Source organism: Marinimicrobium sp. ARAG 43.8, from assembly GCF_050113635.1.
GTDB lineage: Bacteria > Pseudomonadota > Gammaproteobacteria > Pseudomonadales > Cellvibrionaceae > Marinimicrobium.
Window position 1 is genome coordinate 342,882 of the sequence record NZ_JBNJLT010000004.1, and the last position, 14,505, is coordinate 357,386.

Here is a 14,505-nt window from a genome sequence, read left to right on the forward strand (position 1 = left end):
GCGGCCTGTCTCGTGTCGGTCACGAGGCAGGCACCGCTTTGGGCGAGTGGTTGGGCACCGGTGCGGTGCTTTTGCGAATAATAAACTCGGTGGGTAACACACACTCGGTTTGAGAAAGTGGCTCGCCTTCGATCACCTTCAGCAGCATATCCATCGCCATCTTCCCCATCTCCTCGGCGGGCTGGGACATGGTCGTCAGGCTCGGGTCGCAGTATTTGGCGTAGGCGATATCATCGAAGCCGGTCACGGAAATATCCTCCGGCACACGAATGCCCTGGGACTTCAGGGTCTGGATCGCGCCGATGGCCATTTCGTCGTTCATACAGAAGATAGCGGTGGGCCGTTCCTTCATGTGGCAAAACTGAAACGCGCTGTTCAGGCCCGACCACATGGTGAAATCGCCCTCGGCCACCAGTTCCGGATCAAACGGTATTCCGTGCTCGGCGAGGCATTCCTTGAAGCCTTTCATGCGGTCGACGGCGTGGGGGTTATCCTTCAGGCCGGAAATGACGCCGATGCGGCGGTGCCCCAGCGAGATCAGGTAATTGGCCATGGTCTTGGCGGCGCCCCGGTTATCGATTCGAACCGAGGGGCCAGTGGTGTATTCGCAGCCACAGGCGTTGACGGTGGCAATATCCGGCGGGATGACGTTGTGGGCTTTTTCGGAGTGCGGGCGCAATTGCAGAAGGCCGTCTGCCAAGCGGGTTTCTACCCGGCGGATGTACTCCAGCTCGCGCTCTGGCGTGCCGCGGGTATCCCCCAGAAGCACGGCATAGCCTTTTTGTTGCGCCCGGTCCTCGATAGCGCGGATGACCAGCGAGTAAAAAGGGTTGGCAATATCGGGCACCAGAACCACAATGGCATAAGAACGCGCAGAGCGAAAATTCCGGGCCAGCATGTTGGGCCGGTAACCGACCTTATCAATGGCCCGATGAACTTTGGCCATGCTCTCTTCGGACACTTTTTCAGGGTTGCTGAGCGCCCGGGAAACGGTCGCGACAGACACGCCCGCTTCGCGGGCGACATCTCGAATACTGGACATAGGCAGTGATTCCGGGTGGTTGAATCCACCATGTTATTGCGAGTTCAGCGCAAAATTTACTATATCGGCGCCATACTGGCTACCCCAACAGCTTGTAACCGATTACAATGCGGAGTAAACTGCCGCCCAATCGCGCCGGAGGGACGGGTATTGTGCCAGACTTATAGTCTTGTTGAACACCTTGGCTGGGCATGGCATGATTTCTGGCGGCTGGCCGCCGGGCACAATCATCGGACACAATCATAAATATGCCCACCGGCCCTGGGTGCCTGCCTACCGCTAATCCGGCAGGCTCCACAACCAGTCGGGCTCGCGCCGGGTCGGAATGATTCGGTCCGAGTGGAATTCGGTCTCTCGCTACGGGACGCCCTCATAATAACCGGGACTCAAGCATGCAACTCAACCTGGCCGCTTTGGACATCGCCATTATCGCGCTTTATGTGCTGGCGACGCTGTTTATCGGATTCTGGATCTCAAAACGGGCCTCCAGCAATATCCGCAGCTACTTTCTGGGGGGCAACAAACTGCCCTATTGGACTCTGGGTATATCCAACGCCTCCGGCATGTTCGATATCAGCGGCACCATGTGGTTGGTGTATCTGCTGTTTATCTACGGCCTGACCAGTATTTATATCCCCTGGCTCTGGCCGGTCTTCAACCAGGTGTTCATGATGGTGTTTCTCTCCATCTGGTTGCGGCGTTCGGGAGTGATGACCGGGGCCGAGTGGATCAACTTCCGGTTCGGGGATGGTCTGGGAGCGCGACTGTCCCACATGGTGGTGGTGGTCTTTGCGTTGATCAGCGTCATGAGCTTTCTGGCTTACGGGTTTATCGGCATCGGCAAGTTCGCCACGGTGTTCCTGCCCTGGGAGCTGCACTCGGACCCCTATTGGAACGAAGTGTTTTACGGCCTGATTATTACGGCCATTACCACGGTGTACGTGGTGAAGGGCGGGATGTTCAGCGTGGTCTTCACCGAAGTGCTGCAATTTTTCATTATGACCATTGCTTGTGTGGCCGTTGGCATTATTGCCATGCAGCAGGTTTCCCCCGAGGTACTTAGTGCCATTATCCCCGATGGCTGGACCAGCGTCGGTCTGCACTGGAGTCTGGATATTGACTGGTCCGCGCAGCTCGAGGCTGCGAATGCCAAAATCAGTGCCGATGGCTACGAGCTGTTTGGCATTTTCTTTATGTTGATGCTGCTCAAGGGTATTTTGGTGAGCTTGGCGGGGCCGGCGCCGAATTACGATATGCAGCGGGTGCTGTCCGCCCAGTCTCCGATTGAGGCAGCCAAAGTCAGTTGGTTTGTGAATGTCGTGCTGATTTTTCCGCGCTATATGCTGATCGCCGGTCTCACCGTGCTCGCGCTGGCCTTCTTTATGGACGACCTGCGGGCGATGGGCGATGCGGTCGACTTTGAGCAAATTCTGCCGATGGCCATGAAGCACTACGTACCCACCGGTTTGCTGGGGCTATTGATTGCCGGGTTGCTGGCGGCGTTTATGTCGACCTTCGCGGCCACCACTAATGCCGCGCCGGCCTATGTGGTTAACGATATTTACAAGCGCTACATCAACGACAATGCCGACCCGAAAACCTACGTTTACTTAAGCTACATTGTGTCGGTGGTTTTCGTAGTCATTGGTGTATGCATCGGGCTGTTTATCCCGACGTTGAACGACGTCATTCAATGGATCGTCAGTGCGCTTTTCGGTGCCTACACCGCTTCCAATGTGCTTAAGTGGTACTGGTGGCGGTTCAATGGTTTCGGTTACTTCTGGGGTATGGTCATCGGTATTGGCATTGCGCTGCCGTTGGTGTTTACCGATATCAATCCGCTGCACGCTTTCCCGTTTATGTTGCTGGCTTGCCTGGTGGTGTGTGTGGTGGCCTCGTTGCTCACCAAGCCGGACGATATGGAAGTGCTGAAGCGCTTTTATGTAAAAGTGCGCCCCTGGGGTTTCTGGGGGCCGGTGCGGCGCGCCGTCCAAGAAGAGTATCCGGACGTGAAGGCCAACCCGCACTTCTGGCGCGATACGGTGAACGTGGTGGTCGGTGTGGTGTGGCAAACGGCTTTGGTTGCGGCACCCATCTTCATGGTGATTCAGTACTGGTGGGAGTTTGCCGGTGCAATGCTGGTAGTGGTGCTGACCAGTCTGTTTTTGTGGCGTAACTGGTGGGTCAAGCTGGAAGACTACCCCGACGATATGCCAGCGGAAATGGTTCGCGAAGCCGAAGCCAGCATCGTATCCAAGCAGTGAGACCAGCGGCCCCGTCCCAGGCGGGGCCTGTATATTTTTATTTTGAAAATAAGGTTGCATCCGGCGCTGTAACCGATTACATTACGGCCATTGTCTCCTCCGGGTAGTGCCCGATTCAAGACGTGGCCTCGCCCTCTCCAGGGTGTTTGGATAGACAGCACAATAGACGGCACAAACAATGCCTCCCAGTGCATCAACCTGGGGTTAGGCGAATAACATTGAACACAACGTGTATTAAAAACCGGATCATTATCGGACGTACGGCCGATGTCCGGTCCAATTGTCAGGACCCATTGTTCATGAGTGAATTTAACGACGCAGTGAACGCGCTGTTGCGCGACCACGAGACGCTTCTTACCCGCAAAAACGTTCCAGAGCCTCGCGGTAATGGTGTCTATCAGCGCTGGCAACACCCGATTCTGACCGCCGCCCATGCGCCGGTGTTCTGGCGCTATGACCTGAATGAGTCCACCAACCCGTACTTGATGGAGCGGCAGGGCATTAACGCCACTTTCAATGCCGGCGCGCTTTATCACGAGGGTAAATATATGCTCGCCGTGCGCGTGGAAGGGGATGACCGGAAGTCATTTTTCGCCATCGCCGAGAGTCCGAATGGCGTGGACAACTTCCGTTTCTGGGACTACCCCATCGTATTGCCGGAAACCGATTGCCCGGATACGAATGTGTACGACATGCGGTTGACCCGTCATGAAGATGGCTACATTTACGGCTTGTTCTGCACCGAACGCAAAGACGAAAGCCGTCCGGAAGATTTGTCCGCTGCCGAAGCCCAGTGCGGAATCGCCCGCACCAAAGATCTAGTGAACTGGGAGCGCCTGCCGGATTTGGTGACTTACTCCGGCCAGCAGCGCAATGTGGTACTGCACCCCGAGTTTGTGAACGGCAAGTACGCACTGTACACCCGTCCGCAAGATGGTTTTATCAGTGTTGGCAGCGGCGGCGGTATTGGTTGGGGCTTGTCGGAGTCAATGGAAAACGCCGAGATCAAAGAAGAAGTGATCGTTGATGGCAAGGAGTACCATACGATCAAAGAAGTTAAAAACGGCCAGGGTCCAGCGCCGATCAAAACCGATAAGGGCTGGTTGCACCTGGCTCACGGTGTACGCAACACCGCGGCGGGTTTGCGCTACGTGTTGTATATGTTCATGACCGAACTGGAACGTCCCTGGGTAATTACCCACCGTCCGGCCGGTCATTTCATCGCGCCAACGGGTGCCGAGCGTGTGGGCGATGTTTCCAATGTGGCGTTTGCCAATGGCTGGATTGTCAATGAACAGAACGAGGTATTTATTTACTACGCGTCGTCTGATACACGCTTGCACGTGGCGACGTCCACCGTGGATAAACTCGTGGACTATGTCATGAATACCCCGGAAGACGGTTTGCGCTCGGCCGCCTCGGTGCAGGTGCGCAACCGTTTGATCGAAGCCAACCTCAAGGTATTGGACGAGTTGAAGTAATGTCATTGGAAGCACTGGATATCCGCACCCCGTTGAGCGAACTCAACAGCGAATTTCATGCAGAGCTGCTGCGCATCGCCGACTGGTGGCTGACGTATGCCCAGGATCATGAGCGAGGTGGTTTTTATGGGGAAGTCGGTATCGACAACGCCCCAAATGCCTCAGCGGATAAAGGGGTGGTGCTGAATACCCGCGTTCTGTGGTTTTTTAGCGAGCTGGCTCTTGCCGTACCGCAAGCGGCTTATCGCGAAGCGGCGGATCGCGCTTATCAGTACCTGCTCGATTATTTTCTCGATCCGGAGCACGGTGGCGTGTACTGGCTGCTGGACTGCGAAGGGCATCCGAAGGATACCAAGAAGCAGATTTACGCCCAGGCGTTCGCCATCTACGCCCTGGTCTCTTACCACCAGTTGAGCGGTGACGCCCGGGCGTTGCAGGAAGCACAGAAGGCGTTTTCGCTGCTGGAGCAGTACGGTCGGGATCGGGCAAAAGGTGGTTATCTTGAGGCCTTCACCCGTTGCTGGGAAAGCATGGACGATGTACGCCTGAGTGACAAAGATCTTAACTGTCCGAAAAGCATGAATACGCACCTGCATGTGCTGGAAGCCTACAGTACGTTGTACAAGGTGGATGCCTCGACGGAAGTGGCGGACGCGTTGCGTTACGCCATCGACTGTTTTGATCGCCAGATCATTAACAAAGACAATTTTCACCTGCGGATGTTCATGGATTACGACTGGCGTGACCACTCTCCGTCCTATACGTATGGCCATGATATTGAAACCAGCTGGCTGTTGGCGAAAGCGGTGGAATCGTTGAACGAACCGGGCGTAACACAACGGTTAATGCCGAGTATTCTGGGTATCGCCGATGTCTGTTTACGGGAAGCCATGGGCGAGCACGGTGAAATGTACGATGGCTATGAATTTCATGACCAGAGCGTGAATCGTGATCGCGTGTGGTGGGTGCAGGCCGAAGCCATGGTGGGCTTTTACAAAGCCTATTGCCTGTGCGGTGAAGAGCGCTATGCACAAGCGGCGGCCGGGCTGTGGCAGTTTATTAAAGATTATCATCTGGCGGATAACGGTGAGTGGCTGTGGTTGTCCAAACTCGACGACCAAAGCAATGCCCCGGCCTACAAACTGGGGCCGTGGAAAGGGCCTTACCACAATGGTCGCGCCATGCTGGAAATGCAAAAACTGGTATCGACTCATTGAGACGATGCCCAATAACACTACAGCCCAAAACAATACGATCCAATAAAACCAACGAACGATGGAGAGAGTGTGTTTATGAAATTGCATTGGCTGACGCGAGTGTACCGTCCTGCGATGTTATTGCTGATGGTGTCCACTTTCCTGGGTGCCTGTGCGACTTCCGGGTTGCCGGAAGGTGTGGCGCAAAATGATTTCGTTAAGGTGGAGGGCAGGCACTTCATGTTGAAGGGCGAGCCTTACTACTTTGTCGGTACGAACGTTTGGTACGGCGCCTATCTGGGATCGGTGGGAGAGGAAGGCAACCGTGAACGCCTGATCCGCGAACTGGATCTGCTGAAGGCCAACGGTGTGACCAACCTGCGCATGCTCGCCCTTTCGGAAAACAGCGAACTCACGCAAAGCGTGCAACCGGCCGTGATGGAACAGCCGGGCCAGTACAACGAGAACCTTCTCAAAGGCCTCGACTTTCTATTGGCCGAGATGGCCAAGCGGGATATGAAAGCTGTGTTGTACTTCAATAATTTCTGGCAGTGGTCCGGAGGGATGTCCCAATACGTTTCTTGGTTGACCGGCGATCCGGTGGTGGACCCGGACCTTACCGGAAAATGGAACGAGTTCATGGATAACTCCGCCCGCTTTTACCGGCTGCCGGAGGCGCAGCGCTGGTATCGCGATGCGATTAAAACCGTTGTGACGCGCACCAATACCATCAATGGCCGCCGCTACAACGAAGACCCCACCGTGATGTCCTGGCAGCTGGCCAACGAGCCGCGCCCCGGCAGTCACATCCACGGCCCTGAGCACTTCGATGCCTACAAAACCTGGATTCACGAGACGGCCAAATACATTCATTCCCTCGCCCCCTACCAGTTGGTCAGCACCGGCAGCGAAGGCGCACGTGGTGCTCTGGATGACATCGAACTGTTTCGCGAGGCGCACGCGAGCCCGTATGTGGATTACCTCACGTTCCATATGTGGCTGAAAAACTGGGGCTGGTTCGACATCCACAACCCGGATGCCACCTACGATTCCGCCATGGCCACCGCCACGGATTACATTGACCTGCACGTGAGTATGGCCAACACCATGAATAAGCCCATCGTGCTGTCCGAGTTCGGAGCCGAGCGCGACGAAGGGGAATTCGAGCCGGGCACGACGACGCAATACCGGGATCGCATCTATGCCGAGGTCTTCGAGCAGGTCTACGAACATGCCGCCGAAGGCAGCGCCATTGCCGGTACCAACTTCTGGGCCTGGGGCGGGTACGGCCGTGCCGCTCAGGAAAACTTCAAGTGGCTGGAGGGAGACGACTTTACCGGCGACCCACCCCAGGAAGCCCAGGGTCTGAATTCGGTGTTTGATACCGATGATTCCACCCTGTCTGTTATTCGCGGCCATGCAGAGAAAATGCATAGCTTGCAGTGAAAAATCGAACGGGTGCGCCCCGTTGATGGTTACCACCTCCTAATGGCTTGCCGCAGTGTGATTCACTGCGGCTTTTTTGTATTTGAGCCGCTTCGGCTTTGCATTATAAAAGTTATGTTATACCATAACATTCTTTGGCAGGTGTGAAGTTCTAGGAGGTTCGTGTGCAGTTCAAACAGTTTTCCCTGGCAGCCCTGAGTGGTCTGTTGATCGGAATGGCGTCCCCGGCCGTTTTGGCGGCCTCGCTCAGTGGCGAGGTGCTGGACCCGCAGGGTCAGCCCGTAGCGGGTGCCCTGGTGGAGCGAGTGGGCAGTCAGCGGTCGGTCACCACCGATGCTGAGGGGCGCTTTGAGCTGGACGCGTTGCGCGGCGACGAAGTAGAGCTTCATATTGCCGCGCCTCGCTATGTGCATCGGCAGGTACACGTGGCGCTCAACGGAGAGCCGGTGACGGTCGAACTGACCCCTACCCATCTTGAAGTGATTGAAGTCGTTGCCCTTCCCTGGCATGTCTCGACGCTGGAGTCCGCCCAGCCGGTGAATGTGCTCGGTGGGGAAAGCCTGGCGCGGCGGCAATCCTCTACCCTGGGGGAAACGCTCAAGCACGAAGTGGGGGTTCACACCAATTACTACGGCCCGGTCGCCAGCAGTCCGATTATTCGCGGGCTTGACGGGCCGCGTGTCCTGATTACCCAGAACGGCCTGGATGCCGGCGATGCCTCACGAGTGGGACCGGACCATCTGGTCACCACCGAAGCGTCCACCGCCGAGCAGATTGAAGTGTTGCGCGGCCCGGCGACGTTGTTCTACGGCAGCGGTGCCATTGGCGGGGTAGTCAATATCGTTGACCAGCGCGTGCCTAAAGACAACGCCCTCAATGGCCAGTGGCACCTGCGTCATGACAATGTGGCCGACGAAAAAATGGCCAGCGGCAGCGTGACGGGCGGCGTCGGCAACTGGGCCACCCACATTGACGGCTTTTGGCGTGAATCCAACGACTACCGCATCCCGGTGCCGGCCAATCGCGGCGAGGAGGGCGGCAGCACCCGCTTGAACAATTCCGCCTACCGGGCAAAGGGAGGCAACCTCGGGGGCAGCTACTTGCTGGACAATGGTTTTGTCGGCATTTCCGTGGGGCGGCTGGAGCGCACCTACGGCATTCCCGGCCATACCCATGGCGGGCACGATGTCGAAGACCTCGATGTATACGCGGACCTGGAGCAGGACCGGGTACAACTGATCAGTGAGCTGAGCCTGGATAACTCCTGGTTCAGTGCGTTCAATACCCGCCTGGGCTATACCGATTACACCCACTCGGAAATGGAAAATGGCGAGGCCCTGACGACCTTTGCCAACACCAGCCACGAGGCACGTTTCGAACTGTTCCACCAGCCTTTTATGTCCTGGCGTGGTGCCTGGAGTCTGCAATACAAAAAGCAGGATTTTGAAGCGCAGGGAAACGAAGCCTTTGCACCGCCCTCCACCACTGAAAGTCTCGCGCTGGGCTGGATGGAAGAGCGTCACTTCGGCCCCCTGCAAATGCAACTGGGCGCCCGGGTCGAGCGCGTCGAACTGAGTGCTGATCAGGTCACTTACCCGACCGGTGATGACAGTGGGCTCCTGGCCGTCTATTCCGTGGAGCAAGTGTTCGAGCCGTTCAGTGCCTCGGCCGGGGTGGTCTGGGACTTCACGCCGGGTTACAACATGGGCGCCTCGCTCTCCCATGCGCAGCGTGCGCCTTCGGCCGCCGAGTTGTATTCCTTTGGTCCGCATATCGGCACCAGCAGTTACGAAGTGGGTGCCCTGTTCGAGTTGCACGATGAGGGCGCCGGTGATTTCCACACACACATCAGCGACGCCACCGTCGAGCTGGAAAAGTCCAACAACCTGGACCTGACGCTGCGCAAGTTCAACGGCAATATCGGCTACACGCTGAACGCGTTCTATAACGAGATGGAGAACTTCTACTACTTGGCCGCTACGCCCTTTGAAGCCGAAGACAATCATGTGCACGACCACGATCATGAAGGCGAGGCGCACGATCACGCCGAGGAAGACACCGCCACGCTGCCGGTTTACCACTACACCGCCCGGGATGCTCGCCTCTATGGTCTGGAGGCGCAGTGGGTGTGGCAGGTAGCCGCCCCCTGGAAACTGACCCTGATGAGTGATTACACCCGTGCGACCTTGCGCGGCGGCGAGCCCATGCCGCGTATTCCGGCGCTGCGCGCCGGTGCGCAATTGGAGTACCAGTGGAACGACTGGCGGGCAGAACTCGGTGGCATGCACTACTTCGAGCAAGACCGCGTAGCGGAACGCGAGGCGGTCACCCGGGGTTACACCCTGGTCGATGCTCAGGTCAGCTATGACCTCTCTTTTGGTATGCAGACTATGACGCTCTACCTGCAGGCCAACAACCTTCTGGATGAAGAAGCACGGCCGCACACCTCCTTCCTGAAAGACAAGGCGCCGATGCCTGCCCGCTCTGTGGCGGTGGGTTTGCGCTCGCGCTTCTGATAACGCGCTTCGGATTGACAATAACTGATTGAAAGAGGACTGAATGATGATGACCTGGAACCGAATGAACCCCCTGGCGATTGGTCTGAGTGCGTTTCTGGCGCTTGGGCTGACGGCCTGCGGTGGCAGCAGCACGAATATTGTGGAGCGTGAACCGGTGGAAGATCCTGGCCACGACCACTCGCATGGCGAAGTGCCTGAGACCAAAGGCCGGTTAGTGGTTAACGCTTTCGGCGAAGGCGAACTGGTGGTCTACAGCCTGGACGACGGCGAGGAATTGAACCACTTTGAACTGGCCGCACCGGCGTCGGCCCTTTACCCCAGCCCCGGCGATCGTTTCGCGGTGGCGATTCAGCGAAACGAAGACCAGGTCAATGCGGTGGATGCCGGTTTGATTCGCGAGTCCCATGGCGATCACTGGGACTACAGCACGACCTCCCCCGCCTTTATGGACTTTACCGCGCCGGGCTCCCGCCCCACCCACTACACGCTGGGTGATGGCCGAGCGGTGATTTTTTATGATGGCAACAGTGGCAGCGGTGAACTGGCGCGAGTGGGTGTCTTCACAGAAGCGGATCTGGCGGACAACGGTGCCGGCCGCTGGCTGGATCTTGATTCCCAGCACCACGGTGCCGCTCAGCACTTTGACGGTTCTCTGTTTGTGACTCGTAAAACCGATGACAGTGCGTCGTTGCCGGATCAGGTGGCGCAATACCACTGGCACGAGAGTGTTTATGAAGAGGAAGTAGTATTCGATACCCTGTGCCCGAGTTTGCACGGCAGCGCACAGTGGGACGAAGGCGTGGCGTTTGGCTGCGCCGATGGTGTTCTGCTGATTCATGCACACGGTGACCACTTTCACGAGCTCAAGCTCGACAACCCGGCGGGCATCAACGGCCGAATCGGCAGCCTGTATGCACACGAAGCCTCTGAGCAAATGGTGGGCGTCGCTTCAGGGGAGCTGTATCTCGTGGATGCCCATGAAGAAACGATCACCGCACTGAATTGGCAGGGCGACGCCACTCGCTCCGCTATCGCTTACGCGTTTGATGGTGAGGGTGAGCACTTTTTGATACTCGACGACGATGGTGGTCTGACCCGCCTGGAAGTGGCGGACGGCTGGGCGCCTCTGGAACGGGTTTCTGTCGTAACCAGTGACCTCGTTGGTTTGGACGAAGGTCTGAACCTTGCGATGGCCGTGTCCAAGGCTGGCCCTCTGGTCTACGTGACCGATCCGGTGGCCAACACCGTGATGGAAGTGAATCTGGAAAGCGGTGAAGTCAGCGAAGCGCTGGCGCTGGACGTTACTCCGGCGGGTATCGTATGGGCCGGCTTCGAAGATGCGCTGGTGGATCACGATCACGACGAGGAGCACGATCACGCCCATTGATCGGTAAAACCGGTAAGCCTGTTAACGCCCCGCCTCTAAAGCGGGGCGTTTTCATATCAGCCGGGAACACGTTAAAACGTATAGGTCAACGAGACAAAGCCCCGCGTGAGCGTATGAGCGTCCACAATAGGGCTGTCCCGTAAACCCTCGTCGAGTTGTTCGGCGCCCGCAAAGCCCAGTAGCTGCCATTGCGGGGAAAGCTCGTAAAACAGGGACAGGCCCACCTCGGGATTGATGGCGGAACCCGGGGCATAAGCAGGGCGCCAGTCCAAAGCGTTGTCGAGCGGGACACCAAACTCGTACGCGGTAAGGTCGTCGTTCAACCAGGTCGCGCCGAGCGATGGAGTGATGCGCAGCCTTTGCCACTGAAAGCCCCGACTGAGACTCAGGCGTGCGAGTGCGCCTCCAGAACGGTCGAGAATATCCTGGGAAACGCTGAGTGTCAAAGATGCACTGGCGGGTAGGTCGACCGTTAACGCCAGGCCCAGCATCACGGTGTGATCGCGATCCCCCAGGCCCGTCAGCCACGGGCTATCGGTTTCCTCATAGGCGCCCAGACGAAGGTCGCCTTGGGCCGCCAATCGCCATTTGGCGTGACTGACCAGCGTGTAGCGAACCCGCGGGCCAGTCCATTGCAAGCGCTCGCCGAGATACACCAGAGTCGGGATGGGTTGCACAGCGTTCGCATCGCTATCCCGGTACGGTGAGCTTTGCACGATAGCGCCCAGCCCGATGCCCCACTGGCCAAGGCCACCCAATGGTCGGTAGAGCGACAGCGTCTGCTGCGAAGCCGACTCCTCCCGCAGTGTAATGCGGGCCTGGGAAAAGCTTGGCGGACCTTTGGGGCGGTAGTTGTTGGACAGGGCGATTGGCTCACTGGGAATGCCCACAAAGTTGCGGTCCAACTCTCCGTTGCCGTTTTCATCGTAGAAGACCAGCACCGCGTAATCGCCGCTGGGCGCGTTTACCTCAATAGGTTCTCCCGCAACAAAGCGCGCCCGGTAATCGGGTTCACGAAATGCGCCGAAGCGGTCAGGGTCCTGGTACAAATAAACGATCCGTTCGCCCGGGCCGGGTGAATCGGCCAGCTCAATCTGCACCGAGGCGGCCTGCGCCGGCAAGGCGATGGCATAAAAGGTGATCCCATAAAAAGTCCCGAGGGATGTTAAAACAAGGGACACTAAAAAAAGGCGAAGGTCACGCATTGGACGGTCACGCATTGATTGATCCATTAATGGTAGCAGTTACGACTTTAGCCATCGGATGGATTACCATATACCGTCCGGTTATAACCCTAGAGCCAATCACTATTGTCGCTTTGCCGTGGCTTTGGTTATTCTGCTCGCCTTTTATCACGATTTGTGGAATGTATTTTCTATGGAGTGGCAAGGCCTCTTTTCTCTGCTGTTGACCATCGGTGCATTGATGACATTGATGTTGACCCGAATCGGGCCGCATCTGGTCATGGCAGGCGTCATGATTATCCTGTTGGTCAGTGGGGTACTGACGGCCGAGGAAGCCCTGTCTGGTTTTAGCAACAGCGGGTTAATCACCGTGGCGGCGATGTTCGTGGTGGCCACGGGTATCCACGCCTCCGGCGGCATAGAATTGGTGGTGCGCTACTTTCTGGGGCGTCCGACGTCCGTGCGTCGCGCGCAGATGCGAGTGGCGCTGCCCGTGGCGTTGTTCAGCGGTTTTTTGAACAACACGCCGGTGGTGGCCACCATGATTCCGGCGCTGCGCGCCTGGGCCAAGCAAATCGATATGCCCACGTCCAAACTGATGATTCCGCTCAGCTACGCCGCTATTCTCGGTGGGACCTTAACCCTGGTGGGCACCAGTACCAATTTGGTGGTGAACGGGCAATACCAAAGCCTGACCGGTGAGGCCGGCTTTTCGTTGTTTTCCATCACGGCGGTGTCATTGCCGGTAGCGATTATTGGCCTGATTTTCATGGCCATTTTTTTCCCCCGCTGGTTGCCTGATCGCCGGGAGAAAGCGTTGTTTGGCAACCTGCGGGAGTTCACGCTGGAAGTGGCTGTGGCCGCCGACGGCCCACTGGTAGGGCAGACCGTGGAACAGGCCGGGTTGCGTAATCTGAAGCGTATTTATCTGGTGGAAATTGACCGCGGCGGCGCTATCGTTCCCGCCGTGGCTTCCGAGGAGCCGCTGCAAGCCGGAGACCGACTGGTCTTCGCCGGTGACACCGAAGCCATCTCTGATCTGTTGCGAATTAAAGGCATCGTGCCTTCCACCAACGGTGAGCCGACACTGGGTAGGGAGCACAGTGAACGGCGTCTGGTGGAGGTGGTTATCTCCCCGCACAGTAACTGCATTAACCAGACGATTCGCGATTCTCAGTTTCGCGAGCGTTACGGTGCCGTGGTACTGGCCGTGGCGCGCAATGGTGAGCGGGTAGCGGGCAACCTGGGCACCATCAAGCTCAAGCCCGGCGATACGTTATTGCTGGAAGCCCGGCCCGCGTTTGTCAGTCGGCAGAAATACAACAAGGATTTTTTGCTGGTCAATGACCTCAATACCGAGGCCCCGAGACACCAGCGTGCCTATCTCGCCTGGGCGATTTTGCTGACGGTAGTGTTGATTGCCGCGCTGGGGGTGTTGCCCATGCTGCACGCCGCGCTGCTGGGTGCGGCTGTGATGCTGTTGACCGGTTGCTGCTCGGCGCCTCAGGCGCAAAAAAGCCTGGACCCGACCGTGTTGCTGACCATCGGCTCTTCCTTCGCGCTCGGAGCTGCTCTGGATAAAACCGGTGTCGCGCACTGGCTCGGAGAGCTGACAGTGGGACTGAGCAATGGGCGCCCGTGGCTGATTCTGATTCTGGTCTACCTGTGTGTTTCGGTGCTTACCGAGGTGATCACCAATAACGCCGCGGCGATTATCATGCTGCCCGTGGTACTCAAGATTACCGAAAACGCCTCATTGAACCCGGATCCGTATATTTTCGCCTTAATGATTGCCGCCTCGGCAAGCTTCGCCACCCCTCTGGGTTATCAGACCAACCTCATGGTGTATGGCCCGGGCGGCTACCGGTTCAACGACTTCCTACGAGTCGGGTTGCCGATGAATCTGCTGATTGGTGTCGCCACGGTCATGGTACTGGCGTTGGGCTGGCCTCTGGTCCTCTAAGCCCACAAACCATCTTTTAACGA

General features: G+C 57.4%; 9 protein-coding genes. 7 read left to right on the forward strand and 2 right to left on the reverse strand.

Translation table 11 applies throughout. The features are described from left to right. Positions 1 to 19 precede the first annotated feature (19 nt). Positions 20 to 1,042: a LacI family DNA-binding transcriptional regulator gene (locus ACQCLF_RS10595; RefSeq protein ID WP_426987029.1), complete on the reverse strand. Its 1,023-nt coding sequence runs from the start codon at positions 1,040 to 1,042 to the stop codon at positions 20 to 22. 392 nt (positions 1,043 to 1,434) lie between these two features. Here ACQCLF_RS10595 and ACQCLF_RS10600 point away from each other — a divergent pair, with 392 nt between their 5' ends. The 6 genes from ACQCLF_RS10600 (at position 1,435) to ACQCLF_RS10625 (ending at position 11,335) form a co-directional block, all read left to right on the forward strand. Continuing rightward, positions 1,435 to 3,306 carry a sodium:solute symporter family protein gene (locus ACQCLF_RS10600; protein WP_426987031.1) on the forward strand — a complete coding sequence of 624 codons (1,872 nt, stop codon included), beginning with the start codon at positions 1,435 to 1,437 and terminating at the stop codon, positions 3,304 to 3,306. A gap of 299 nt (positions 3,307 to 3,605) precedes the next feature. Further along, the gene (gene mgp130 / locus ACQCLF_RS10605; RefSeq protein WP_426987033.1) at positions 3,606 to 4,787 is read left to right on the forward strand and encodes a 4-O-beta-d-mannosyl-d-glucose phosphorylase Mgp130; all 1,182 of its coding nucleotides are present in this window, start codon (positions 3,606 to 3,608) and stop codon (positions 4,785 to 4,787) included. Next, positions 4,787 to 6,004 (forward strand): AGE family epimerase/isomerase, encoded by a 1,218-nt coding sequence (locus tag ACQCLF_RS10610; RefSeq protein WP_426987035.1) that lies wholly within the window; start codon positions 4,787 to 4,789, stop codon positions 6,002 to 6,004. The genes mgp130 and ACQCLF_RS10610 overlap by 1 nt, the downstream gene beginning before the upstream one ends. A 75-nt stretch (positions 6,005 to 6,079) precedes the next feature. Then, positions 6,080 to 7,429: a glycoside hydrolase 5 family protein gene (locus tag ACQCLF_RS10615; RefSeq protein WP_426987037.1), complete on the forward strand. Its 1,350-nt coding sequence runs from the start codon at positions 6,080 to 6,082 to the stop codon at positions 7,427 to 7,429. 164 nt (positions 7,430 to 7,593) lie between these two features. After that, entirely contained in the window at positions 7,594 to 9,945 is a 2,352-nt protein-coding gene (locus tag ACQCLF_RS10620; protein ID WP_426987039.1) for a TonB-dependent receptor, read from the forward strand. Between the two features lie 43 nt (positions 9,946 to 9,988). Beyond that, complete coding sequence (locus tag ACQCLF_RS10625; protein WP_426987041.1) at positions 9,989 to 11,335, forward strand: hypothetical protein; 1,347 nt, start codon at positions 9,989 to 9,991, stop codon at positions 11,333 to 11,335. 71 nt (positions 11,336 to 11,406) lie between these two features. On the opposite strand, the gene ACQCLF_RS10630 is transcribed toward ACQCLF_RS10625, so the two are convergent. After that, positions 11,407 to 12,555 (reverse strand): MipA/OmpV family protein, encoded by a 1,149-nt coding sequence (locus ACQCLF_RS10630; protein ID WP_426987043.1) that lies wholly within the window; start codon positions 12,553 to 12,555, stop codon positions 11,407 to 11,409. Positions 12,556 to 12,712: 157 nt separating this feature from the next. Between ACQCLF_RS10630 and ACQCLF_RS10635 the strand changes: the two genes are divergently transcribed. After that, positions 12,713 to 14,482 carry an SLC13 family permease gene (locus tag ACQCLF_RS10635; RefSeq protein WP_426987045.1) on the forward strand — a complete coding sequence of 590 codons (1,770 nt, stop codon included), beginning with the start codon at positions 12,713 to 12,715 and terminating at the stop codon, positions 14,480 to 14,482. The last annotated feature ends 23 nt before the right edge of the window (positions 14,483 to 14,505 follow it).